Annotated in this window: 15 protein-coding genes, 19 tRNA genes and 2 rRNA genes (1 of these 36 only partly in view); 31 read left to right on the forward strand and 5 right to left on the reverse strand. The window is 41.0% G+C overall.

Annotated elements, in window-relative coordinates; translation table 11 throughout:
* From JNUCC25_RS03125 to aceA, 23 genes are all read left to right on the forward strand, one after another.
* Positions 1-1,568 (forward strand): 23S ribosomal RNA (locus JNUCC25_RS03125); it begins 1,368 nt to the left of the window's first position.
* A 63-nt stretch (positions 1,569-1,631) separates the two neighbouring features.
* Positions 1,632-1,747 (forward strand): 5S ribosomal RNA (rrf, locus tag JNUCC25_RS03130).
* A 104-nt stretch (positions 1,748-1,851) separates the two neighbouring features.
* A tRNA-Val gene (locus JNUCC25_RS03135) sits at positions 1,852-1,927 on the forward strand.
* Between the two features lie 4 nt (positions 1,928-1,931).
* Positions 1,932-2,007 (forward strand) — tRNA-Thr (locus JNUCC25_RS03140).
* Between the two features lie 8 nt (positions 2,008-2,015).
* Positions 2,016-2,099 (forward strand) — tRNA-Tyr (locus JNUCC25_RS03145).
* A 7-nt stretch (positions 2,100-2,106) separates the two neighbouring features.
* Positions 2,107-2,181: transfer RNA gene (locus JNUCC25_RS03150), tRNA-Gln, on the forward strand.
* 4 nt (positions 2,182-2,185) lie between these two features.
* Positions 2,186-2,258: transfer RNA gene (locus JNUCC25_RS03155), tRNA-Lys, on the forward strand.
* Between the two features lie 9 nt (positions 2,259-2,267).
* Positions 2,268-2,342 (forward strand) — tRNA-Gly (locus JNUCC25_RS03160).
* A 6-nt stretch (positions 2,343-2,348) separates the two neighbouring features.
* Positions 2,349-2,425 (forward strand) — tRNA-Arg (locus JNUCC25_RS03165).
* A gap of 4 nt (positions 2,426-2,429) precedes the next feature.
* A tRNA-Pro gene (locus JNUCC25_RS03170) sits at positions 2,430-2,506 on the forward strand.
* A gap of 5 nt (positions 2,507-2,511) precedes the next feature.
* Positions 2,512-2,587: transfer RNA gene (locus JNUCC25_RS03175), tRNA-Ala, on the forward strand.
* A 30-nt stretch (positions 2,588-2,617) separates the two neighbouring features.
* Positions 2,618-2,691, forward strand: a tRNA-Met gene (locus tag JNUCC25_RS03180).
* 30 nt (positions 2,692-2,721) lie between these two features.
* Positions 2,722-2,814 (forward strand) — tRNA-Ser (locus JNUCC25_RS03185).
* 25 nt (positions 2,815-2,839) lie between these two features.
* A tRNA-Met gene (locus JNUCC25_RS03190) sits at positions 2,840-2,916 on the forward strand.
* A gap of 4 nt (positions 2,917-2,920) precedes the next feature.
* Positions 2,921-2,996: transfer RNA gene (locus JNUCC25_RS03195), tRNA-Asp, on the forward strand.
* Between the two features lie 10 nt (positions 2,997-3,006).
* A tRNA-Phe gene (locus tag JNUCC25_RS03200) sits at positions 3,007-3,082 on the forward strand.
* A 10-nt stretch (positions 3,083-3,092) separates the two neighbouring features.
* Positions 3,093-3,168, forward strand: a tRNA-His gene (locus tag JNUCC25_RS03205).
* 11 nt (positions 3,169-3,179) lie between these two features.
* Positions 3,180-3,253 (forward strand) — tRNA-Gly (locus JNUCC25_RS03210).
* A gap of 6 nt (positions 3,254-3,259) precedes the next feature.
* Positions 3,260-3,336, forward strand: a tRNA-Ile gene (locus JNUCC25_RS03215).
* Between the two features lie 3 nt (positions 3,337-3,339).
* Positions 3,340-3,414: transfer RNA gene (locus tag JNUCC25_RS03220), tRNA-Asn, on the forward strand.
* A 4-nt stretch (positions 3,415-3,418) separates the two neighbouring features.
* Positions 3,419-3,490: transfer RNA gene (locus JNUCC25_RS03225), tRNA-Glu, on the forward strand.
* 209 nt (positions 3,491-3,699) lie between these two features.
* The gene (locus JNUCC25_RS03230) at positions 3,700-4,959 is read left to right on the forward strand and encodes a M48 family metallopeptidase (protein WP_013055342.1); all 1,260 of its coding nucleotides are present in this window, start codon (positions 3,700-3,702) and stop codon (positions 4,957-4,959) included.
* 392 nt (positions 4,960-5,351) lie between these two features.
* Entirely contained in the window at positions 5,352-6,635 is a 1,284-nt protein-coding gene (gene aceA, locus JNUCC25_RS03235; RefSeq protein ID WP_029324675.1) for an isocitrate lyase, read from the forward strand.
* A 194-nt stretch (positions 6,636-6,829) separates the two neighbouring features.
* Here the strand turns inward: aceA and JNUCC25_RS03240 are convergent, their stop codons facing one another.
* Positions 6,830-7,066, reverse strand: a complete 237-nt coding sequence (locus tag JNUCC25_RS03240) for an IDEAL domain-containing protein (RefSeq protein ID WP_013055344.1) — start codon at positions 7,064-7,066, stop codon at positions 6,830-6,832.
* Positions 7,067-7,242: 176 nt separating this feature from the next.
* Here JNUCC25_RS03240 and JNUCC25_RS03245 point away from each other — a divergent pair, with 176 nt between their 5' ends.
* The 8 genes from JNUCC25_RS03245 (at position 7,243) to JNUCC25_RS03280 (ending at position 23,763) form a co-directional block, all read left to right on the forward strand.
* Positions 7,243-9,222: a S9 family peptidase gene (locus JNUCC25_RS03245; RefSeq protein WP_029324677.1), complete on the forward strand. Its 1,980-nt coding sequence runs from the start codon at positions 7,243-7,245 to the stop codon at positions 9,220-9,222.
* A 162-nt stretch (positions 9,223-9,384) separates the two neighbouring features.
* Positions 9,385-10,002: a TVP38/TMEM64 family protein gene (locus JNUCC25_RS03250; RefSeq protein WP_013055346.1), complete on the forward strand. Its 618-nt coding sequence runs from the start codon at positions 9,385-9,387 to the stop codon at positions 10,000-10,002.
* Between the two features lie 580 nt (positions 10,003-10,582).
* On the forward strand, positions 10,583-11,323 hold the full coding sequence (gene fabG, locus JNUCC25_RS03255; protein ID WP_013055347.1) for a 3-oxoacyl-ACP reductase FabG: 741 nt from the start codon (positions 10,583-10,585) through the stop codon (positions 11,321-11,323).
* Positions 11,324-11,585: 262 nt separating this feature from the next.
* A complete protein-coding gene (addB, locus tag JNUCC25_RS03260; protein WP_454222755.1) occupies positions 11,586-15,086 on the forward strand; it encodes a helicase-exonuclease AddAB subunit AddB in 3,501 nt (1,166 codons plus the stop codon).
* Positions 15,079-18,816, forward strand: a complete 3,738-nt coding sequence (gene addA, locus JNUCC25_RS03265) for a helicase-exonuclease AddAB subunit AddA (protein WP_013055349.1) — start codon at positions 15,079-15,081, stop codon at positions 18,814-18,816. Before addB ends, addA begins: the two co-directional genes overlap by 8 nt.
* Positions 18,817-18,869: 53 nt before the next feature.
* Positions 18,870-20,054 carry an exonuclease SbcCD subunit D gene (locus JNUCC25_RS03270; RefSeq protein ID WP_029324680.1) on the forward strand — a complete coding sequence of 395 codons (1,185 nt, stop codon included), beginning with the start codon at positions 18,870-18,872 and terminating at the stop codon, positions 20,052-20,054.
* The gene (locus tag JNUCC25_RS03275) at positions 20,051-23,443 is read left to right on the forward strand and encodes an AAA family ATPase (protein WP_029324682.1); all 3,393 of its coding nucleotides are present in this window, start codon (positions 20,051-20,053) and stop codon (positions 23,441-23,443) included. Before JNUCC25_RS03270 ends, JNUCC25_RS03275 begins: the two co-directional genes overlap by 4 nt.
* 14 nt (positions 23,444-23,457) lie before the next feature.
* Complete coding sequence (locus JNUCC25_RS03280) at positions 23,458-23,763, forward strand: HNH endonuclease (protein ID WP_013081707.1); 306 nt, start codon at positions 23,458-23,460, stop codon at positions 23,761-23,763.
* A 46-nt stretch (positions 23,764-23,809) separates the two neighbouring features.
* Here the strand turns inward: JNUCC25_RS03280 and JNUCC25_RS03285 are convergent, their stop codons facing one another.
* Genes JNUCC25_RS03285 through gerPC form a run of 4 tightly spaced genes read right to left on the reverse strand, consistent with a single transcriptional unit; the run spans position 23,810 to position 25,406 of the window.
* Entirely contained in the window at positions 23,810-24,028 is a 219-nt protein-coding gene (locus tag JNUCC25_RS03285; protein WP_013055353.1) for a spore germination protein, read from the reverse strand.
* A gap of 59 nt (positions 24,029-24,087) precedes the next feature.
* A complete protein-coding gene (locus JNUCC25_RS03290) occupies positions 24,088-24,519 on the reverse strand; it encodes a spore germination protein GerPE (protein ID WP_013055354.1) in 432 nt (143 codons plus the stop codon).
* Positions 24,520-24,531: 12 nt separating this feature from the next.
* Positions 24,532-24,708 carry a hypothetical protein gene (locus tag JNUCC25_RS03295; RefSeq protein WP_013055355.1) on the reverse strand — a complete coding sequence of 59 codons (177 nt, stop codon included), beginning with the start codon at positions 24,706-24,708 and terminating at the stop codon, positions 24,532-24,534.
* Positions 24,705-25,406 carry a spore germination protein GerPC gene (gene gerPC / locus JNUCC25_RS03300; RefSeq protein WP_029324684.1) on the reverse strand — a complete coding sequence of 234 codons (702 nt, stop codon included), beginning with the start codon at positions 25,404-25,406 and terminating at the stop codon, positions 24,705-24,707. Before gerPC ends, JNUCC25_RS03295 begins: the two co-directional genes overlap by 4 nt.
* Between the last annotated feature and the right edge of the window lie 12 nt (positions 25,407-25,418).

Below are 25,418 nucleotides of genomic sequence, written 5' to 3' on the forward strand. Positions count from 1 at the left end.
TCGTCCGCTCAGGGTTAGTCGGGACCTAAGCCGAGGCTGAAAAGCGTAGGCGATGGCCAACAGGTTGATATTCCTGTACCACCTCCCCGCCGTTTGAGTAATGGGGGGACGCAGTAGGATAGGGTAAGCGCGCTGCTGGATATGCGCGTTCAAGCAGTTAGGCTGATGAGTAGGCAAATCCGCTCATCATAAAGGCTGAGCTGTGATGACGAGGGAATTATAGTACCGAAGTTCCTGATTCCACACTGCCAAGAAAAGCCTCTAGCGAGGCGGGAGGTGCCCGTACCGCAAACCGACACAGGTAGGCGAGGAGAGAATCCTAAGGTGATCGAGAGAACTCTCGTTAAGGAACTCGGCAAAATGACCCCGTAACTTCGGGAGAAGGGGTGCTCTGGTAGGGTGTATAGCCCGAGAGAGCCGCAGTGAATAGGCCCAGGCGACTGTTTAGCAAAAACACAGGTCTCTGCGAAGCCGCAAGGCGAAGTATAGGGGCTGACGCCTGCCCGGTGCTGGAAGGTTAAGAGGAGGGGTTATCCTTTGGGAGAAGCTCTGAATCGAAGCCCCAGTAAACGGCGGCCGTAACTATAACGGTCCTAAGGTAGCGAAATTCCTTGTCGGGTAAGTTCCGACCCGCACGAAAGGCGTAACGATCTGGGCACTGTCTCAACGAGAGACTCGGTGAAATTATAGTACCTGTGAAGATGCAGGTTACCCGCGACAGGACGGAAAGACCCCGTGGAGCTTTACTGTAGCCTGATATTGAATTTTGGTACAGCTTGTACAGGATAGGTAGGAGCCTGAGAAGCCGGAGCGCTAGCTTCGGTGGAGGCGTCGGTGGGATACTACCCTGGCTGTATTGAAATTCTAACCCGCGGCCCTTATCGGGCCGGGAGACAGTGTCAGGTGGGCAGTTTGACTGGGGCGGTCGCCTCCTAAAATGTAACGGAGGCGCCCAAAGGTTCCCTCAGAATGGTTGGAAATCATTCGTAGAGTGTAAAGGCACAAGGGAGCTTGACTGCGAGACCTACAAGTCGAGCAGGGACGAAAGTCGGGCTTAGTGATCCGGTGGTTCCGCATGGAAGGGCCATCGCTCAACGGATAAAAGCTACCCCGGGGATAACAGGCTTATCTCCCCCAAGAGTCCACATCGACGGGGAGGTTTGGCACCTCGATGTCGGCTCATCGCATCCTGGGGCTGTAGTCGGTCCCAAGGGTTGGGCTGTTCGCCCATTAAAGCGGTACGCGAGCTGGGTTCAGAACGTCGTGAGACAGTTCGGTCCCTATCCGTCGTGGGCGTAGGAAATTTGAGAGGAGCTGTCCTTAGTACGAGAGGACCGGGATGGACACACCGCTGGTGTACCAGTTGTCTTGCCAAAGGCATCGCTGGGTAGCTATGTGTGGACGGGATAAGTGCTGAAAGCATCTAAGCATGAAGCCCCCCTCAAGATGAGATTTCCCATAGCGCAAGCTAGTAAGATCCCTGAAAGATGATCAGGTTGATAGGTCAGAGGTGGAAGCGTGGCGACATGTGTAGCTGACTGATACTAATCGATCGAGGACTTAACCAAAACTTTAAAAGCGTAAGCTTTACTCAGCAAACTGTTATCTAGTTTTGAGAGAGCAATCTCTTGTCTGGTGGCGATAGCGAAGAGGTCACACCCGTTCCCATACCGAACACGGAAGTTAAGCTCTTTAGCGCCAATGGTAGTTGGGACTTTGTCCCTGTGAGAGTAGGACGTTGCCAGGCAATGAATAAGACCCCTTTTTATGCTCTTATAAAAGAGTCTAGGGGTTTTTTATTTGGCTCATTTATAAAAATCTTCTATACAATGAATATTGTGTATGATACGTGGAGGATTAGCTCAGCTGGGAGAGCACCTGCCTTACAAGCAGGGGGTCGGCGGTTCGATCCCGTCATCCTCCACCACCGTGCCGGTGTAGCTCAACTGGTAGAGCAACTGACTTGTAATCAGTAGGTTGGGGGTTCAAGTCCTCTTGCCGGCACCATTTATATCGGAGGGGTAGCGAAGTGGCTAAACGCGGCGGACTGTAAATCCGCTCCTTCGGGTTCGGCAGTTCGAATCTGCCCCCCTCCACCATTTTTATTGGGCTATCGCCAAGCGGTAAGGCAACGGATTTTGATTCCGTCATGCGTTGGTTCGAATCCAGCTAGCCCAGCCATAGAGAGCCATTAGCTCAGTTGGTAGAGCATCTGACTTTTAATCAGAGGGTCGAAGGTTCGAGTCCTTCATGGCTCATTTTAATAAGCGGAAGTAGTTCAGTGGTAGAACACCACCTTGCCAAGGTGGGGGTCGCGAGTTCGAACCTCGTCTTCCGCTCCATATAAAGCGCCCGTAGCTCAATTGGATAGAGCGTTTGACTACGGATCAAAAGGTTAGGGGTTCGACTCCTCTCGGGCGCGCCATAAACGGGAAGTAGCTCAGCTTGGTAGAGCACTTGGTTTGGGACCAAGGGGTCGCAGGTTCGAATCCTGTCTTCCCGACCATTTATGGGGCCTTAGCTCAGCTGGGAGAGCGCCTGCCTTGCACGCAGGAGGTCAGCGGTTCGATCCCGCTAGGCTCCACCAATTAAACTGAATAATTGTAACGAATAATATGGCGGTGTAGCTCAGCTGGCTAGAGCGTACGGTTCATACCCGTGAGGTCGTGGGTTCGACTCCCTCCGCCGCTATCATATAAGTTACATTTGTTATAAATATACGGAGGAATACCCAAGTCCGGCTGAAGGGATCGGTCTTGAAAACCGACAGGGGTGTTAAAGCCCGCGGGGGTTCGAATCCCTCTTCCTCCGCCATTTATTTATATCATATTCATATCATCGCGGGGTGGAGCAGTTCGGTAGCTCGTCGGGCTCATAACCCGAAGGTCGCAGGTTCAAATCCTGTCCCCGCAACCAAAGTGGTCCCGTGGTGTAGCGGTTAACATGCCTGCCTGTCACGCAGGAGATCGCGGGTTCGATTCCCGTCGGGACCGCCATTTACATAAAGGCTCGGTAGCTCAGTTGGTAGAGCAAAGGACTGAAAATCCTTGTGTCGGCGGTTCGATTCCGTCCCGAGCCACCATTTTAAGACGGCGATTGTGGCGAAGTGGTTAACGCACCGGATTGTGGTTCCGGCATTCGTGGGTTCGATTCCCATCAGTCGCCCCATCTTAAGTAACGCGGGTGTAGTTTAGTGGTAAAACCTCAGCCTTCCAAGCTGATGTCGTGAGTTCGATTCTCATCACCCGCTCCAAATGAAGGGCCTATAGCTCAGCTGGTTAGAGCGCACGCCTGATAAGCGTGAGGTCGGTGGTTCGAGTCCACTTAGGCCCACCATATTCCACAGTAGCTCAGTGGTAGAGCTATCGGCTGTTAACCGATCGGTCGTAGGTTCGAGTCCTACCTGTGGAGCCATACTGGCCCGTTGGTCAAGCGGTTAAGACACCGCCCTTTCACGGCGGTAACACGGGTTCGAATCCCGTACGGGTCATCTTAAAAGCAGTTTGCATATGCAAACTGCTTTTTTTGTTTGGAAACAGAGTTTATTCTTTTGTCTAAACTCTATTTTTCGTTTTTCTATGATTTCCTCGCCCTAAATTGCATTTCTTATAGCACATCTATAAACGCTTGTTCTAAATTTCGAAAAAAAACCTACAATAGTAATAACGGCATACTGTTTGTACAAAAGGAGGGGAATGCGTGAAAAAAATTGTTTGGTGGTCCATCGGAGTTTTTCTTGTGTATGGAGCGTGTATTTGGGTGTATTTATTCTATATAAGCGATACCTCTATTCCACAATCATTAAAAGGCACCAGCGTAGACCCGGCTACGTTTATGAATGCACGAGAACTTATGTTAACCGAAAAATATTCAAAAATTAGAGATGCGCTCTTTTTTATCCGAATTCCATATGAGTGGCTAGGGTTTATTTTAATTTTAGTGTTAGGTGTGTCTAAGAAAGTTAATAAGTGGTCTAAAGACGTCAGCCGTTTCAGTCTTCTCCAAACTGCTATTTATGTATTTTGGTTATCCGTTCTGCTGCTGATCTATTCTTTTCCTATGGACTGGATTAGCTATAAGCTTTCAAAGGCTTACCATATTACGACGCAACCTTTCCAAGGATGGATGAAAGATCTTTTTACAGATTTTTGGGTGAACTATGCCACCATGTTTTTAGTGATTGCTGTGTTATATGCATTCATTCGTAAGTTTTCAAAAAGATGGTGGCTGTATGCGTGGATAGTATCTATTCCATTTACGCTATTTTTGACGTTTATTCAACCAGTGGTTATCGATCCGTTATATAACGATTTTTATCCATTAAAGAATAAAGAGCTGGAGACGAAAATTTTACATTTAGCAGATGAAGCTCACATACCTGCTAAGCATGTATATGAAGTAAACATGTCTGAAAAAACGAACTCTCTTAATGCATATGTGACGGGAATAGGTTCTAATTCAAGAATTGTGTTATGGGATACTACTCTTAATAAATTAACGGAACGTGAAATTTTGTTTATCATGGCGCATGAAATGGGTCATTATGTAAAGAAACATATTTATGTGGGGATTGCTTCAGCATTAGTTTTATCGATCGTAGGCTTATGGCTAACGAAGCACTTAGCTCGCTTTGTGATTAAGAGATGGGGGAAAGCATTAAAAATTACTTCTCTTAGTGATTTAAATTCTTTACCGCTTATTCTACTTATTTTTTCTATTCTTACATTTGCTGTGAGTCCGTTAACAAATATGCAGTCGCGTCATCATGAACTTCAATCTGACACGTACGCCATGGACCTAACAGGAGATAAGCAAGCTGCTATTAAAACGTTTCAGGACTTAACGAAATCAGGACTGTCTCAGGTAAATCCGCCGTATTTAGTGAAGATTTTTCGATATGGTCACCCAACAATACTGGAAAGAATTTCATTTGTTGAGAAGTATGAAAGAAATGAATAAGTGATATAAGAAAAAGTAAAGGATATATGAAGCCTTTTATACGTAGGTATTAATAGAAAAGCCTCCTTGCGAGTAGGGAAAAAATTCTAAAAGGAGGTTTCATTTTCGAAAGTACTGTTATATAATAACGTATGTAAAATAAAATCTGTTTTATAACAATAGGGAGGAATAGTTATTTGTGATTGAAAAGATAGCAGTCTAAATTCTCAGCGTATATTCACCTCAGCTAAGTCTTACTACATGTCCTTCAACTACTTACTTATTTCATCTACGTTCTTGCTAATATTATGGCAAGCTGCTAATTTACTTCATCATGAAACAGACATATTCTAACTGCTGCGTTTTATATTTTTATGAATATAGAATTTTAAATTCATTAGGGGGTATAAAGAATGAAAGACATTCGTGTAAAAAACCTTGAAGAGAACTGGAAAAGCGATGAGCGTTGGAAAGGAATTGAACGTCCATATTCTGCAGAAAAAGTCATTGGGCTAAGAGGGTCCATTGATATTGAATATACGCTTGCTAGAAGAGGAGCCGAAAAGTTCTGGAACTTATTAAAAACAGAGCCATACGTTCATGCCTTAGGAGCTTTAACAGGAAATCAAGCAGTACAACAGGTAAAAGCAGGGTTAAAAGCAATTTACTTAAGCGGGTGGCAAGTAGCTGCAGATGCAAATCTTTCAGGAAACATGTATCCTGATCAAAGTTTATACCCGGCAAACAGCGTGCCGCATGTTGTGAAACGAATCAATCAAGCGCTGCAGCGTGCCGATCAAATTCAGCATTTAGAAGGAGAAGGGAATATCGATTACTTTGCTCCAATTGTAGCAGATGCAGAAGCAGGGTTTGGAGGACAGTTAAACGTATTTGAACTCATGAAAGGAATGATTGAGTCGGGAGCATCTGCCGTACACTTTGAAGATCAATTATCCTCTGAGAAAAAGTGTGGTCATCTCGGCGGCAAGGTATTGCTTCCAACTCAAACCGCTGTGAAAAACTTGATTGCTGCTCGTTTAGCTGCTGATGTAATGGGTGTTCCAACACTTCTGATTGCTCGTACCGATGCTGATGCTGCTGATTTAATTACAAGTGATGTTGATCCTGTAGATCGCCAGTTTATTACAGGTGAACGCACTGCTGAAGGTTTTTATCGCACGAGAGCCGGAATCGATCAAGCTATTGCTCGCGGTTTAGCATATGCGCCATATGCGGATCTAGTATGGTGTGAGACGTCTGAACCAAACTTGGAACAAGCACAAAAATTTGCAGATGCTATTCATGAAAAATTCCCAGGTAAAATGCTTGCTTATAACTGTTCACCATCTTTCAACTGGAAGAAAAAATTAGATAAGAAAACGATTGAAAAATTCCAAAGAGAAATCGCAAAAATGGGCTACAAATTCCAATTCGTTACGCTTGCTGGCTTCCACGCTTTAAATCACAGCATGTTTGAGCTGGCACGAGGATATAAAACAAGAGGAATGGCAGCTTATTCAGAGTTACAAGAAAGAGAGTTTGCTAGTGAAATAAATGGATATACTGCTACAAGACATCAGCGTGAAGTAGGCACGGGTTATTTTGATGAAGTGGCGCAAGTAGTTTCTGGTGGGACTTCCTCTACAACAGCTTTAAAAGGTTCAACGGAAGAAGAGCAGTTTCAAGCCCATAAATAACAAAAAACCTATGAGTGGAACGGTTGGTTACTTCCACTCATAGGAAAAATCCTAACAAAAAAGATTCTTACAGATGTAAGAATCTTTTTTTATGTAGTAAACACGATTTAACAGACAGCTGTTCTTCCTGAGAAGAAAGGATCTGCCTGTTAAACGTACATATAAATCATTAACATGAATTAAGTTTTAAAATATTAAGTAGATGTTTGAAGCAGGGATTGGTACTGGGCTGATAGCTCATAAAAAGCAATTTCATCACGTTGATCTAATGCCGTGTTAATGTTTGTTTCTAACAGTTCTTTTTGACGCTTAAAAAGCGATTCATCAATTACCATTTCGATATAAACATCCAACATACTCACAGTATCAATTACTTTTTTCTTGCGAGCGAGGGACTTCATCATTTCCGTGTACGATTTTTCATTGTTCATACCTCATCACCTCTGCACCCTTTTTATTATTATATAGATTAAAAGAAGAAAAAACAACTAATTTTCTAAATTTTTAGATTTTTATTTTTAGAAATGATAAAGTAAGAGGGAAACGCTACTTTCGTTTTTATCGATTGACTATTTGATTTAAAAATGAATCCTTGGGGGCGAAGAAATTGAATGATTTAAAAAAGCGTACGGTAACGATAGAGGATTTGTATGAATTGAAGTCTGTTTATAATCCTCAGATTTCTCCAGATAGAAAAAGTGTAGTTTATACGGTTCGAGAAACGAAGAAAATAGAAAACGCGTATGAAACGCAGCTGTTTATGTTAGATCTTGAAACGAAAGAAACTAAGCAATTAACGTACTACAAAGGAAATAATCATTCTCCAGTATGGTCTCCTGATGGCAAGTGGATTGCTTTTTTATCCGATCGCAGTCAAGCCGTTCAGCTCTACCTATTAGCAGCGACAGGCGGGGAAGCAGAAGCACTCACAGATCTTGAAAAAGGCGTTAGTAATCCGGTGTGGTCTCCTTATAGTGACGAAATTATGTTTTCTACAAAAGTAGGAGAAAAAGCTGTAAGAGTTGAACAAAATCATGAACATCCCCAGCCGTATGAAGTGGAACGTTTACTTTACAAATCCGATGTTAGCGGTTATTTAAAAGGTGAATATACTCACGTTGCTGTCGTTAAACTTAAAAATAAAGAAGTGACGTTTTTAACGGATGGACCTTATCATCACTCTGTTGGGTGCTGGTCCCCTGATGCAAACTCAATTGTATTTTGCAGCAGCCGAGGAGAGAATCCGGATTTATCATTAACTATGGACGTGTTTATTTTGCATCGCGATACTAAAAAAGTAACATCTATTACAGCAGAAACAGGATATTTTCATCAAGTTTCGTGGTCACCGGATGGGTCATACATAGCATACATTGGAAATGAACGTACATATGGATCAGCTTCAATGAATGACATATACATTTATCAGATCTCTAACCAAAAAACAGCTTGTATCACTGCTGGCATAGACTTAGAAGTAGGAGATATGGTAGCAGGAGATTTTCACTTTGGCAGAACCGCAGCGGGAATTATGTGGGGCAGTAATGAAGAATTTTATTTTGTCGTAAGTGAAAAGGGGTCTGTAGGCATATATAAAGGAAATGTGAATGGAAAGTTAGACCCTGTATTTATGGATAATGCTCACGTATATGGGGTATCTGTTCTTCCAAATTGTGAGAAAGCTATCGTGGCAATCAGTACATTTACACATCCCGGAGATCTTTATTCTCTAAATTTAAAAACAGAGGAATTAGTGAAGCTGACAAACGTTAATGACTCATTTTTAAAGCATGTGCAGCTCACACAAGCAGAATCTTTTTACGCGACTTCTACGGACGGTATACATATCCACAGTTGGGTAGTAAAAGCTGCTGCCACAAACCATGGATCTCCAACCATTTTAGAAATCCACGGAGGTCCGCATCTTATGTATGGTCATACATTTATGCTTGAATTCCAAGTACTTGTATCAAAAGGGTTCAATATCCTCTTTTCTAATCCAAGAGGCGGCAGAGGATATGGTCAAGCATTTACAGATGCGGTTCGAGGGGATTACGGAGGCATGGATTATACGGATTTGATGGCAGTGACCGACGAAGCAGTTAAGCGCTACTCTTATATTAATGAAGATAAGCTTGGCGTAACAGGAGGAAGCTACGGAGGGTTTATGACAAACTGGATTGTAGGAAGTACAAATCGATTTAAAGCAGCGGTAACGCAACGGTCTATTTCAAATTGGACAAGTTTTTACGGCGTTAGTGATATTGGCTATTATTTTACCGAATGGGAATTAAAAGCTGATATTTATGAAAATCCGGAAAAACTTTGGAACCACTCGCCGCTTCGTTTAGCGGAGAACGTTAAAACACCGCTGTTAATCTTGCATAGCGAACAGGATTATAGATGTCCAATTGAACAAGCTGAACAGCTTTATGTGGCACTGAAAAGAAAAAATAAGGAAGTAGAATTTATTCGTTTTCCCCAGTCTAATCATGAACTTTCTAGAAGCGGTAAGCCTAATTTACGAACGGCAAGACTAAAATATTTAACAAGCTGGTTTAAACGTTATTTAAAACAGTCTCAGTAAAAAGTGCATGGCTGTTCAACCAAATATGTGTGCGTAAATAAAGGCTGTATGACAAACGTAAAAGGACAGGAAAGGTAAAACGCTGTAAAACTTTTGTTTGGTAAAGGAAAGTAGTACAATAAGTGAAAAGTAGCACAGTTGTTTAAATAAGGAGAACATTCGATGGATTTTGAAACATTAAAGCATTATTTGACATTAGACGGCGTCCTCGAGTTATTAAAACAATATCAATCATTTGGAATCATTCCAGGGCTGCTGTTTCCTATTTTAGAAGCGTTCATCCCCATCTTGCCGCTTTTTGCGTTTGTAATGGCCAATGCTGCCGCTTTTGGCTTATGGTTAGGTTTTTTAATTTCATGGGTTGGCAGCTGCGTTGGATCACTGCTTGTCTTTTTGATTTTTAGAAAATATGGACAGGCGAGGTTTTTACATTTCATCAGCCGGCATGCGCAAATTCGAAAGATTATGATTTGGGTAGAAAGACACGGGTTCGGACCGCTGTTTATTATGCTTTGTTTCCCTTTTACCCCGTCTTCGGCGATTAATGTAGTAGCAGGGCTATCACGTGTTAGTATGGCTCAGTTTATGCTTGCTGTATTAGCCGGTAAAATGGTGATGATATTTATGATGAGCTTTATTGGGGCCGATTTTGTTTCATTTGTGAAACAGCCTCTAAAAGCAGTACTTGTTTTAGTCATCATTTTTGTTCTATGGCTTGTTGGAAAACAAATTGAACGAAGATTAAATGAAAAATCTAAAGTGAAACAGTATGACAAATAGTTTGTTTATATATAACAAATAGTGATGGAAGACTGCTTTTTAATAGGCAGTCTTTTGTTATACATACAGCCAAAAGGGGTATTGTAAACTATAGAAAAACCTTTTCTTATAGGGATACAACAGCATTTTTGAAAGGATCTTAAAATTTTTCTTAAAGAAGTTATTTGTCTGTTTATTCGGTTGGCAGAACAATGCACATGCAGAGTATCTGTCCAGTAATGAACAAGTTTTTTGTTTATCAATTATGAAAAATATGCTAAAATAAAAGAAAAAACTGGGAATAAATTAGACGTCTATTCCTAGTTGCACCTAAGTAATGAACCCTTTGTTTTCTAGAGATATACATGTTTTTTCTCAACATGTATTATCACCTCATGTATTTCAAAACGTTTTCTTAAAAATTATATGAATGATTTTTGAGCTTGACTACTAAGATGTAAGTAGAGGGATCATTACTAGAAAAGCACCGAATGATCATTAAGACGTGCTTGGCGTCGTTTTGAGGAGGGGAATGCGCTACTAAGATTCAAGCGACTTGCTGATTAATCGTTGTTAGTAAGCATCTTATAGCGCGGGTGACATGAGATTAAAAGATAAAGTGGCAATTATTACGGGTGCAGCAAATGGATTAGGGTTCGAAGCTTCTCGAATATTCGCACAAGAGGGTGCAAAGGTCGCTATGGTTGACTACGATGCAAAAACGGGAGAAGAACGAGCAGCTCAGCTAAAAGAAGAAGGCGGAGATGTAGCATTTTTTCAAGTGAACGTAGCGGATCGAGACAGTGTAGATGCAATGGTAGAAGAAGTAGTGAAACGCTACTCTAAAATAGATATTTTAATTAACAATGCAGGTATCACCAGAGATGGAATGCTAACCAAATTATCAGTTGAAAATTTTCAAGCAGTAATCAACGTAAACCTTACAGGCGTTTTTCACTGTACACAAGCAGTGGTACCGCATATGATTGCTCAAGGTAAAGGGAAAATTATTAGCACATCTTCGGTATCTGGCGTATATGGAAATGTTGGTCAAACAAACTATGCGGCGACAAAGGCAGGCGTAGTAGGAATGACAAAAACATGGGCTAAAGAGTTGGGGCGAAAAGGAATTAATGTAAACGCTGTAGCTCCCGGGTTTATTGAGACGGATATGGTGAAGGCGATGCCAGACAAAATCATTGATCAAATGAAATCCACTATTCCTTTACAAAGATTAGGTCAGCCTTCTGACATTGGTTATGCGTATCTGTATTTAGCATCTGATGAATCCAACTATATTAACGGTACAACACTTCATGTAGATGGTGGAATCATGATGTAAAAGTAGAAAATAATTCGCTTTTCTAAAACTTTTCAGTGGTCTTTTGACTACTGAAAAGTTTTTTTGTTGCATCCAGCATTTCACATATCGGCAAAGTGGAATTTTGTCTGCAAGTTCAGTAAAATAATAAGGAGAGAGATAGAGAGATTTAGATGATTATCACTATAAAATTTTGACGACTGCGTCACGTGTTTACGTGGCGTTTATCCATTTTGTACTTAAACAAATGAAAACATAGAGAAAAAAATGAAGGGGTGAAAACGTGGGGCTACAGTTTTTATTAGGACGTTCAGGAAGCGGGAAAACGGAATATCTTTTAAATAGCATGCGCCAAGAGCTGTTAAATGCTCCGCTTGGGCATCCACTTATTTATATTGTACCTGAACAGATGACATTTCAGTCGGAGTATGCGCTTGTTCAAACACCTGGGTTAGAAGGCATGATGCGTGCTCAAGTTTATAGTTTTACACGTCTTGCATGGCGTATCCTGCAAGAAGTGGGAGGTATTAGCCGCTATCATGTGGATCAAACAGGTATTCATATGATGCTTAAAAAAATTATCGAACATCAAAAAGAAGAGCTTCGACTGTTTGCGAATTCTTCAGAACAAGCAGGGTTTATTGAAGAACTAGAAAAAATGGTTAAAGAATTTAAACAGTACACAGTAGATGCCCCGTCTCTCGAAGAGATGAAGAAAAAGCTTCAAGCAGAAGATGAGAAAGTCCTTGCTGATAAATTACGTGATTTACATCTCATTTACGGAGAATTAGAAAAACAGCTGATGACGAAATATGTAGATGGAGAAGATTATTTGAAGCTGCTGAGTGAAAAAGTAGCGTCTTCTGCCTACCTTGCTCAAGCAACGATTTATGTAGATGGATTTCATCACTATACTCCTCAAGAATTAACCGTATTAGTAGAGCTGATGAAAGTTTGTAGAGAAGTAAAAATAGCGGTGACTTCTGATTATTCATATCAAGATTTTATTCCAAATGACTTGCACTTGTTTCGATTAACGAGCGAAACGTACCAAGAACTAATGGGCCTGGCGGCTGAAAACGGGATAGAGATTCAAGAGCCAATCGTATTTAACGAACAAAAAAGGCATCAAAACAGTCCAGAGCTTGCCTATTTAGAACGATATTATGATGAACGGCCAACGCCGGAATTTCAGTCAGAGCCCGAGAACATTCAGCTGCTGCCGGCTGTTAGCCGAAGAGCAGAAGTTGAAGGGATTGCAAGAGAAGTGCTTTCACTTGTTCGCGATCGCGGCTATCGCTACCGTGATATCGCCTTGATTGTTAGAAATGCAGAAGACTACCATGACTTGCTTCAAACCATTTTTCGAGATTATGAAATTCCGTACTTTATTGACCAAAAGCGAGCGATGTTTCACCATCCACTCGTTGAATTTGTTCGCTCAGTCTTAGAGGTGGTAAGCGGGTCATGGCGATATGAAACCATCTTTCGAGCAGTGAAAACAGATCTTTTATTTCCTTTGTCATCTGATGTGCACCAGCTTCGCGAAGAGATGGATGAATTAGAAAATTATGTACTTGCTTACGGTATTCAAGGATCTAAGTGGACGAGCAAGGAACCATTTACCTACAGAAAATATCGTTCACTTGAAGACATGAACCTTGGGAAAACGGACGAAGAGCTTGCTTTTGAGCAAAAAATAAATGAATTAAAAAATATGATTGTTCCTCCTATTTATTCGCTTCAGCAAAAATTAAAACAAGGGAAAATAGGAAAAGAAAAAGCAGAAGCGCTCTATCGTTTTTTAACGAATTTAGATATTCCACGAAAGATAGAAGCGCTGCGCAATCGATGTGAAGAAGAAGGAAAGCTTCAAGAAGCAAGAGAGCACGAGCAGGTATGGAAAGCAATTCTTCACTTATTTGATCAGTTTGTTGAAATGATGGGAGAAGAGAAAGTATCGATTTCTTTGTTCGCAGATCTATTTGAGACAGGGCTTGACAGCATGCAGTTTGCACTTGTTCCGCCTGCGCTGGATCAAGTGGTTGTGGCAAGTTTTGAGCGTTCGCGTTTATCCGATATCAAAGCAAGCTTTGTGTTAGGTGTAAATGACGGTGTGATTCCAGCTAAACCAAAAAGCGATGGCCTGTTATCTGAGAAGGAGAGAGAGCAGCTGCTTGAATCAGGTTTATTACTTGCGCCAACCGGAAGACAAAAGCTGTTTGACGAACAATTTCTCATTTATTTAGCACTTTCCAGCTCTTCGGAAAAACTTTATGTTTCGTATCCTCTTGCCAATGAGGAAGGGAAGACCCTGCTGCCTTCACTCGTTATTAATCGAGTAAAAGAGCTATTTCCGCTCCTGCAGGAAAAGCTGTTAATGACGGAACCTACAGATTTAGAAGAAGAAAAGCAAGTTGATTATATAACAAATCCTTTAACGAGCATCGCGCATTTAGCCAGCCAGCTGCAAGGATGGAAACGCCATTATCCGATGAGTTCCGCTTGGTGGGATGTGTATAATTTTTATGTGAAAAATCCAGATTGGAACTCATACAGTGAGAAAGTACTAAGCAGCTTATTTTATCAAAATGAAGCAAAACGGTTAACAAAGAAAACTAGTCAGCGTCTGTATGGAAAGCATATTCAAGCAAGCGTATCCAGAATGGAAAAATTTGAAGCCTGTCCATATGCGCATTTTGCTTCTCACGGGCTCAAGCTTAAAGAACGAAAAGTTTTCAAATTGGCGGCTCCTGACATAGGCGAGTTATTTCACGCGGCGTTGAAAATGATTTCAGACGAACTTCGCGGCGGTCAAAAAGAATGGAAGAACTTAACGAGAAAAGACTGTCAGCAGCTTTCTACGGCTGCGGTGCATGAACTTGCTCCGCGCTTGCAAAATGAGATTTTATTGAGCTCGAATCGCCACCACTATTTAACACATAAGCTGCAGCAAATTATTGAACGTGCGTCGTTTGTGTTAAGTGAGCACGCTAAGATGAGCGGCTTTGTTCCTGTTGGATTGGAGCTTGGATTTGGACCTAGCGCAGAGCTGCCTTCTATGCAGTTCACACTGCCAAATGGCCATACGATGGAACTCGTTGGCCGAATTGACAGGGTAGATAAAGCGGAAAGCTCAAAAGGACTTTTACTGCGTATTGTCGACTATAAATCAAGCGATAAAGCATTAAACTTAGTGGAAGTGTACTACGGTTTATCTCTTCAAATTTTAGCTTATTTAGACATAGTCGTGACGTATGCTGAACAGCTTCTTCATGATAATAGAGGAGCATTGCCTGCTGGCGTTCTTTATTTCCACGTTCATAACCCAATGATCAACAGTACTAAAGCATTACAGCCTGATCAAATTGAAGCTGAAATCTTCAAGAAGTTTAAAATGAAAGGACTGCTTGTAGGAGACGAGGAAGCAGTAAGGTTAATGGACGAAACGTTAGAATCAGGGCACTCACAGGTTATATCAGCTGGCATTAAAAAGACAGGGGGCTTTTATTCCAATTCTTCGGTTGCGAGCGAAGAAGATTTTACACATCTCCGTCAGTATGTGCGAGGTAAATTTGTGGAGGCAGGTACAGAGATTACAAATGGGAAAATTGATATTTCGCCTTATAAACTAAAAGATAAAACACCATGTGCGTTTTGTGAATACCGCTCAATTTGTCAGTTCGATGAATCAATGGAAAACAACGAATATCGTCAGCTTAGTACAGAGAGTCAAAGTGTTATTTTAGATAAAATTCGAGAGGAGGCCAAACGAGATGAGTGAAGATATACACGTAAAACCGGCCGACTCCCAGTGGACGGATGATCAGTGGAACGCCATTGTTTCATCCGGTCAAGATATATTAGTAGCCGCGGCGGCTGGCTCAGGAAAAACAGCGGTTTTAGTTGAACGTATTATTAAAAAGATTACGATGGGTGATGAGCCAATCGATGTTGATAGATTACTCGTTGCTACGTTCACAAATGCTTCTGCAGCCGAAATGAGAAATCGAATTGGAGAAGCATTGGAAAAAGAGTTAAAAAAGAATCCATCTTCTTTGCACTTGCGCAGACAGCTTAATTTATTAAACCGTGCGTCGATTTCTACGCTCCATTCTTTTTGTTTAGAAGTCATTCGAACGTATTATTATTTGATCGATGTAGATCCTGGTTTTCGGATTGCAGATGATACGGAAGCGGATCTTCTGCGTGAAGAAGTATTAGAAGAATTGTTTGAAGAACAGTACAGTATTGAACAGAACGAGCGATTCTTTGATTTAATTGATCGTTATACAAGTGACAGAAATGACTTAGATATTCAGCTTATGGTAAGAAAGCTGTATGACTTTGCAAGATCTAACCCTGACCCAAACGGCTGGCTTGAAATGATCGTGAGTCAATATGATGTGACAGAAGACTCTTCTATTGATTCACTTCCGTTTCTATCTTTTCTTCTACAAGAAGTAACAACGCAGCTGATGGGCATTGAGTCGATTTTAAAACAGGGCTTAGAGTTAACAAAGCTGCCAGGAGGGCCTGCTCCTCGCGCCGTTAATGCAGAGGAAGACCTGGCTCAAATTCATCGGCTGATCAGCGCTTCTAAGCATTCTTTTGCTGATTTGCATGAGGAAATGCAGAATTTGAATTTTACTCGTTTAAAGCCATGTAAAGGAGAAGCATACGACTCGCAGCTTTTAGATGATTTCGGAGAGCTTCGCAAAAAAGCTAAAACAAGTCTTGAAAAACTTCATGCTGATTTGTTTTCTAGGCCTTTGCACGGCTACATGGCTGATTTTGAGAAAATGAAGCCCGTTATTGAAACGCTAATCTTTTTAGTTCAGCGCTTCGGTGAACGATATGAACATATGAAAAAAGAGAAAGGGTTAGTGGACTTTTCTGATTTAGAACATTATTGCCTGCAAATCTTGAGTGTAAAAGAAGATGGAGTGCTTAAGCCTTCGTCCATTGCCCAAAAATATCGCACTCAGTTTGAAGAGGTGCTTGTTGACGAATATCAAGATACAAATATGGTTCAAGAAACACTGATTAAATTAGTGACGAGAGATAGTGAAGAACAAGGGAATTTATTTATGGTTGGAGATGTAAAACAATCCATTTACCGCTTTCGTTTAGCGGAGCCATTTTTGTTTTTAACAAAGTACAAGCGCTTTACACAAGATGGTCGCCAGTTCGGAAAACGTATCGATTTGAATAAAAACTTCCGCAGTCGTTCTCAAGTGCTTGATGCTACAAACTTTATTTTTAATCAGCTGATGGATGAAGAAGTAGGAGAAATTGCATATGACGATGATGCTTCTTTAAAATTAGGAGCATCGTATCCAAAAGTGGAAGGAATGGAAACGGAGCTTCTGCTCATTGCAAAAGAAAATGCAGAAGAAGGAGGGGAAGAAGAATCGGATTCTTCTCTCGTCGCTTTTTCAGAAGCAGAGCTTGAAACGGCTCAGTTAGAGGCAAGAGCAATGGCGCGTAAAATCAAAGAACTCGTTCAAAACCGCTTTCAAATATATGATCGCAAGCTCGATATCATGAGAAATGTGACGTATCGTGACTTTGTTATTTTGCTTCGTTCCATGCCTTGGGCTGCGCAGATTATGGATGAATTTAAGCAAGAAGGCGTGCCCATTTATGCCAATTTATCAACAGGTTATTTTGATGCTACTGAAGTGATGATTATGATGTCTTTATTAAAAGTAGTAGATAACCCGCATCAAGACATTCCGTTAGCTTCTGTTCTTCGCTCACCGGTAGTAGGGCTTTCAGATGAAGAGTTAGCTACACTGAGAGCAGAGCAAAAGAAAGGAACGTATTACGATGCGTTAAAAACGTACTTAGCGGTTTCAGATGATGAAGAACTTCGCGATAAAGTAAAGTATTTCTATGAGCAGTTAAAAGCATGGAGAACACAAGCTAGACAAAGCTCTTTGTCAGAACTGGTATGGCAAATTTACCGCGATACGGGTTTCTTTGAATTTGTTGGCGGACTTCCTGGCGGGAAACAGCGTCAAGCCAATTTACGTGCTCTTTACGATCGCGCTCGCCAGTACGAGGCAACTTCATTTAGAGGTCTGTTTCGATTTTTACGCTTTATTGAACGCATGCAGGACCGAGGCAACGATTTAGGAGCTGCTCGAGCACTGGGAGAACAAGAAGATGTGGTGCGTTTGATGACGATCCACAGCAGTAAAGGTCTTGAGTTTCCTGTTGTTTTTGTAGCTGGTCTTGCTCGCCAGTTTAACTTAATGGACTTGAATAAAGCATATTTACTCGATAAAGAACTAGGTTTTGGATCTAAATATATTGATCCAAAACTGCGTATTACGTACCCTACTCTTCTTCAGCAGACCATGAAGAAAAAAATGAAAAAAGAAAGCATGGCAGAGGAAATGCGGGTATTATACGTAGCTTTGACGCGTGCGAAAGAAAAACTTATTTTAGTTGGAACAGTAAAAGATGCACCAGAAAAGCTCAGACAATGGAGCTCCGTTATGGCACATGAAGATTGGACGCTTCCAGCTCACGTGAGAAGAGATGCAAAATGTTATTTAGACTGGATTGGACCTTCTTTAATTCGTCACCAAAATGTTAGTCATATGGTTGAAGGAGAGGTCCAGCCGGCTGAGATGATTCATCAGCATGCTTCAAGCTGGAAACTTTCAACGTTATTAGCAGGTGATTTAGCCGAACAGCCTCTTGAAGAGCAGCAGCATCATGAAGAGCTTTTAAACGCTCTTCAAAAGCATGAGCCAGTTTCAGAATCGAGCGATTATAAAGACGAAGTGTATAGACGCTTAAATTGGTCTTATGATTATCGTGTAGCTTCCGTTCATCGTTCGAAGCAATCTGTTTCTGAATTAAAAAGGCAGCAGCAGCTGACGGATGCAGGTGGAAGCGACGATCTCGTTCGGGGATCTAAAGCACCTCTTGAAAATCGTCCGCTGTTTCTTCAAGAGAAATCTCTCACAGGAGCTGAAAGAGGAACAGCTACACATGCCGTTATGCAGCAGCTTCCATTAAATAAAGCTTATACCCTTGAAATGGTTCAAGACTTTATTCAATCAATGGTTACCAAAGAATTATTGACGCAAGAACAAGCGGATGCTGTTGATGCAAATGATGTAGCAGACTTTCTAGACAGTGACATTGCACAAGGTATTCGAACGGCTCGCACGGTTTATAGAGAGATGCCTTTTAGTTTAGGTGTCTCCGCTAAAGAAATCTATGATCACTGGGAGCAGGAAGACGAAACAATTTTAGTGCAAGGTATTATTGATTGTTTGTATGAAACGGAAGAAGGCCTCGTTTTACTTGATTTTAAAACAGATAATATTTCGGATCGTTTTCAAGGGGATTTTGAACGAGCAAAACCATTTCTAATTGATAGATACCGCATTCAGTTAGAGCTTTACGCAAAGGCCATTGAGCGGATTGTAAAACAACCTGTGCAGCATCGCTATCTGTACTTTTTAGATGGTGGACATGCTGTTGAAATATAAAAAAAGAAGAAGGCCCTAGTCTTCTTCTTTTTCAACAATAAGGAGAGAGTAACATGCGTTTATTACATACAGCGGATTGGCATTTGGGGCGAACGTTAGAAGGTCGAAGCCGTCTGGCTGAGCAAGCACAGTTTTTAGATGAACTGGCAGACATTGTGGAAGAAGAAAAGATAGATGCTATTCTCATGGCGGGAGATGCCTTTGATACGGTTAACCCTCCAGCAGCGGCAGAGCAGCTTTTTTACGAAAGTATGTCTAGGTTGAGCAACAATGGAAGACGTCCGATTATTGTTATTGCAGGTAATCATGATAACCCAGATCGGCTGTCGGCGGCTTCTCCATTAGCTGTTCATCAAAATATTACGCTTCTTGGTTTGCCTACTACCGATGTAGAAAGCATTCACATTCCTACATCAGATGAAATGTTAAAGGTTGCGGCTCTTCCTTACCCATCTGAATCAAGGTTAAAGGAACTGTTAGCAGAAGAAAATGATGAGCTGGCTCTTCGAAACTCATATGATGCCAGAGTAAAAGGTATTTTCGATAAAATGAGTGAACAGTTCACAACAGATAGCGTTAATATTGCCATGAGTCATATTTACGTAGCAGGCGGAAGTTCAACGGACTCAGAACGTCCAATTGAAGTAGGAGGAGCTTATACGGTGGCGGCAACTAGTTTACCTGCTAATGCTCAATATGTAGCTCTAGGACATTTGCATCGCCCGCAAATGATCAATCGCGCCAGCACCCTTGCAAGATATTCCGGTTCACCTCTTGCTTATAGTTTTTCAGAGTCAGGATATGCAAAGTCCGTTACCATTTTAGACGCTAAGCCAGGAAAAGAGATTGAGATGACTGAAATTCCATTATCTAGTGGAAAGCCTTTGGCACGTTGGAAAGCGAAAAACGGATTGGCAGAAGTATATACGTGGCTTGATGAGCAAAAAGATACGCAGGCATGGGTTGATTTAGAAGTTCACGTAGAAGATGCACTTTCACTAGAAGAAATCCATCGCCTTCGCAAGCTTCATCCAGGCTTTATTCATATTCGTCCGGTATTCAAAGCAGAAGAACTAGCACTTGAAACACGTTCACAGCGCGAAGTGCCGATCGAAGAACTGTTTACAAAGTTCTACAGCAGGCAAACCGGCGGAGGGGCACCAGATACTGAATTAGTCAAACTGTTTTTAACCTTGATTAACGATGAAGAAGTATCGGGAAAGGAGGATGAAAAATGAAACCTATTAACTTGACCGTTTCGGGGCTTCACAGTTTTAGAGAAAAACAAACTGTCGATTTTGAAGCGCTGTGTTCAGGCGGTGTGTTTGGAATATTTGGTCCTACAGGAAGCGGGAAATCTTCCATTTTGGATGCCATTACACTAGCTTTATACGGAAAAGTAGAGCGTGCAGCCAATAATACACAAGGAATTTTAAATCACGGGGAAAATGAACTGAAAGTATCGTTTACGTTCGAGCTGGAAAACGCTAATCATAAAAAACGCTATACTGTTGAACGAAGCTTTAAACGGACGGATGAGCTTCGTGTAAAATCAGCTTCAAGTCGATTGATTGAAATCGAAGATGAAACGTACGTATTAGCAGATAAAACAAATGATGTAAACCAGCAGGTACAGGAGCTTCTTGGTTTAACAATTGATGATTTTACAAGAGCTGTTGTATTACCGCAAGGAAAATTTGCGGAGTTTTTATCGTTAAAAGGAACGGAGCGTCGTCAAATGCTGCAGCGTCTTTTTAATCTCGAGCAGTACGGAGATCAGCTTAGTAAGAAAATACGCTATCAAGTTCAGCAGCTAAAGACAGACCTAGATAAAATCACGGCAGAACAAACGGGATTAGGTGAAGCTTCAACAGAGAAAGTAACGGAAGCGGAGCAGCTTGTAAGTGATAGCATTGTACTTTTGGAAAAACGAGAAAAAGAAGCGTCTGATTTGCAGGAAAGATACGATCAGCAGGCGTCTCTTTGGAAAGCGCAGCAGGAAAAAGCACTGATAGAAGAAAAACTAGTGCATGCTTCTAAGCAGGAAGAGGAGATTAGACAAAAGCAAGATGTGCTGACGAAAGCTCAGCAGGCAGAACGTCTTTTTCCCTATTTAGAAACATTTGAACAAGCTGAAAAACAGCAGAAGCTTTACGAAGATAAAGTAGAAAAATTAAAAGCACAAATTGTTCAAAAAAGTGAGGAATATAAGCGATCGAATAGTTTATATGAGCAGGCTCGCTTACAAAAAAATGAACAGCAGCCCAAATTAGTTGTTCAAAAAGAACAGCTTCAACAAGCATCTGATCTTCAAAAACAAATTAAAGAAGGACAGCAAGAAATAAAAGAAGGGGAAGTTTCTCTTCAGCAAAAGCAGCAGGCACTTCAAGCGAAAAATGATGAATTAATGGAAGCAGATAAGCGGTATCAGCAAGGCTTGACTCTTCAAAAAGAGTTAAAAGAAGCATTAACAAAAGTGGAGATTCAACCTGATTATCGGCAGGCTGTTCAGCAAGCATTTTACCGTTATCAAGTATGGAATAACGATAAAAAAAACCTAGATGAAGGTCAAAAAACGTATAAAGAAAAAGCCGAACAGCTTAAGCATTTGCACACACAAAAACAAACACACCAAGAGAGATATCAGCAAGCAGTAGAACAAAGTAAAGGGTTATTTTCAGATATTCAAGGCTTGTATCACACTGTATGTGAGCGGGAAAAAGAATTTCAGCAGCTTTTTCAACAAGCAGATCGTTTAATGAGCGATCTAAAAAGACGCAAAGAAAAAGAATGGTCACGCCGTCTGGCTCATCAATTAGCTGAGCAGCTGACCCAAGGTGAGCCTTGTCCAGTTTGTGGCTCTGAGCATCACCCTAACCCCGTGTTACACCAACAAGAAGATGACATCACAACTGAATCAGCGGATCAGTTCGAAGATCAAGTTAATCAATTGCGTGAACAGCGATTTAGTTATTCGTCGCTCAAAATGCAGCTTGAACAGCTAGCTAAACCTCTTGTTGAAAAAATACCTGAGTTAGCTGAGTTTATGAACGAAGCTGGCGAAGTTCCTGCTTTAGGAGAAATGGATACAGATGCCTTTGGCCATTATGCTAAGAAAATAGAAGTTGAAATCAAATCTCTTGAGCAGGATTATTTGCAGGTAAGTGAAAAACAGCAAGCAATTCTCGGGCAGATACAAAAGGTCCAGCAAAGTCTTGAAAAGATTGAATTAGAGCTTGCTCATTATCAAAAAGAACAAGCTGAATTAGAAGGAAAAGTAAATCAGCAAAAACAGGCGCTACAAGCGGGAAAAGAAGCTTTTCAACAAGACTATCCTTCCTTTGTATTTGAAGAGATGGAAAAAATTAATGAAAGGCTGACTGAAAGAGAAAAAGAAGAGCAGACAATAAAGGCTCGAATTGAAAAAAGCAGCGTATTTTTTGAAAATCAGCAAAAGAAAATCGAACGTCTAAAAGAAGAGAAATATGCGGGCGAAAAAGAATTTACAGAATTAAAAGCAATGCTGTCTCATAAACAATCTCTTGTTCACTCGCAAATTGAACGCTTGCGTACGCTTACAGATCAAGAAGATATTGAACAGGCGCTGCAAAAAACAGTTCTTTTACTTGCGGAGTTAGAGACGAATGAACAGCAGGCATATCAACATTGGCAGACTGTTCAAAAAGCGTATCAAACGCTGCAAATGGATGAAAAAGCAGCGAGCGAATCTCTAGAAACAGCTCATATGCAGTATAAAAAAGCAGCTGAAAAATGGGAAGAAGCTATAGGGAATTCTTTATTCAGCGAAGGAAAAGAAGTTCAGCAAGCTTTGTTATCACATGATGAGATGAAATTGTTGGATGAAACTGTTCAGGCTTATTGGGACAACATAAAACAGATGAAGTCATCAATTGAACAGTTAAATATCCAGCTGAATCACCAGTCCATAGAAGAGCAGCAATTTGAAGAAACTCAGCAGCTGCTTCATGATATAAAAGCGGCTGTGAAAGAAGCCGTTCAGCTCAAGGGAGCAGCTGAGCAAACGTTAAAAAGCGTCAAAGAACGACATGAGCGATTTTTAGTGCTTGAACAAGACCGTGAAGAAAAACAAGCGTTATTTGAACAGTATCAAAAGCTTCAAACAGTATTTAAAGGAAATGCTTTCGTGGAATACATTGCTGAAGAACAGCTGATGTCTGTTAGCCGAGATGCTTCAGAGCGTCTGGGTATATTAACACGTCAGCGCTATGCGATTGAAGTTGATTCCCAAGGCGGCTTTATTATGAGAGATGATGCAAATGGAGGCGTAAAACGTCCGGTTTCAACTTTATCTGGTGGAGAGACGTTTTTAACTTCGCTGGCTTTAGCCCTTTCATTATCTGCACAAATTCAGCTAAGAGGAGAATATCCACTGCAGTTTTTCTTTTTAGATGAAGGATTTGGAACGCTTGATGGAGAGCTTCTTGATACGGTTGTTACAGCGCTTGAAAAGCTTCAATCAAATAATTTATCAATTGGAGTCATCAGTCACGTTCAAGAACTTCGCGCTCGTCTGCCAAAACGTTTGATTGTTGAGCCATCCGAGCCTTCTGGCAAAGGAACTAGTGTAAGAGTAGAAACTTTATAGGGAAGGAAATCTATATGAAGAAAAAAGACAGGCGGATAGGAACATGCGAATTATGCGGAAGGCAGGATGTCTTGACGACCGTACATCATTTAACGCCAAAGGAAATGGGCGGAGCGTTTGAACCAACGGCAAACTTATGTATTCCGTGTCATAAACAAATTCATGCATTATACACAAATGATGAATTAGCCATTCGTCTTAATACGATTTCTTTATTACAAGCTGATTCTAAAATTAGCTCTTTTATTAAATGGATTCGTAAACAGCCTTCTTCTAAATTACCTAAAACCAAGAAATCAAACAGCCGAAAATCCAAGTGAATAAAAAACCCCTTATCCGCTTTAGTAGCAAAGATAAGGGGTTTTTTTAAGCATTTGCTGCTATATTTTGATCGAATAAATCTGGATCTAACGTATTTGTTCCGGAAATGCCGTTATTTGTATTAACAAAGTTACCTGTATTTAAAGAACCAGAGCCTGACGCTGTTTTAGCAGCGCTTTTTGGAGAAACATAAAACGTATCTCCAAACGTTACGACACCGCCTCCGACGCTCGTGATACTAACGGGTCCAATTATTGCTGGCATGAGATTCACACCCTTTTTTCGTGATATTAATTTAGTATATGAGCCGCTTTTTAAAAGGTTCACTCACTGCTGCTAGCTTGTGAAGAAGCACTACTTGATGTTCCTGCTTCAGCTTCCTTTGAAGGTTCATCGTTGATCAGTTCGCGAATATGCTTAATGCGAGCTTCTGCATAAACATTGCACGTTGAGCCAACATGAATAACTGATGAGAATGAGCATCCCTTTATATCAATTCTGTTAACACGGATCAAAGGTATTTCATTCCATGTTTGAACAGGAATAGGTTCGTAATCGCCATGAGGAATAGGCTCATTAAAGATAGCGTAATCATCAAAGTTTCCTTCTCGACCGTAGAAAAACGGATACTGTCTCCGATCAGCTAAAGCTTTATTAAGTAGATGAATTTCTGTTGAATCTCCAATTTGGCAAAAGGAGCTCGCCGACAAGGAATTAATTTCTATATAATTAACAGAAGATGTGCGTGAAAGCATAGGTAAGCTCCTTTATGATAACGATAATGGAACATAAGGGCCGATAATCAAAGATTCAGCCGGCGTATCAAATGTTGAGGATAGAGAGATGTAATTGGCATCACCAATTAAAAAAAGAGAAGAAGAAGATACGCCTGTAATACTAACGTCTCCAACAAGCAATTCGCGGTTTACAACGTTAAAGTTCATGAAGGGGGTCCACCTTTCTTTAAAGATTCAGGTAAATACGTTAAAAATGCGTCAATTCCTTTTTTCATATCTTCATAAAGTTTACCGATAATTTGAGGTTTGATTTGTTCAAAATTTCGTTCCATTTCTTCCGGCTGAACTTGCTGTATATAAAAAGTAATCCGCTGCTGCAGCTGCTTTTTAATATCTTCTAAAATAAACTCGTAGTACGATTCATCAATCATCATCGAGCGCTCATCAAGCACATGTTGAACCATAGAAAATCCATATTGATTAAGTTCAGCTAAAATCGTTTCGTGGATATCAGAGACCCACTGTTTTTCTAGCTGGCGGTCCAATGGTTTTAAGCTAGGATTTTGCGGTCCAGGACCTCCGGGTTGTCCCGGCTGCTCACCTTGAGGCTGCTGCCCTTGCGAAAACGTTACTTCTGGTTTCTCATTGATAATGATATCTTCTAAATTATCAGGCGTAAGAGGATTTAATCCAATATTTAATGTTCCATCTAATGAATCAATTTTTAACTGTTCAAATTTATATTCAATTTTATCAATTTTAATAGGTGGCTGTTCACCTAACTCTTTTATTTTTTGCTGAAGTTCTTGTACGTTTTTTTCAAGCTGAGCAATGCGTCCTTCTTGCTGTTGAATATACGAAGACATTTGCTGAACATACTGATGTACTTGCTGAATATAGTTCATGTTATCCACCTT

The sequence above is a fragment of the Priestia sp. JNUCC 25 genome, from assembly GCF_053667915.1.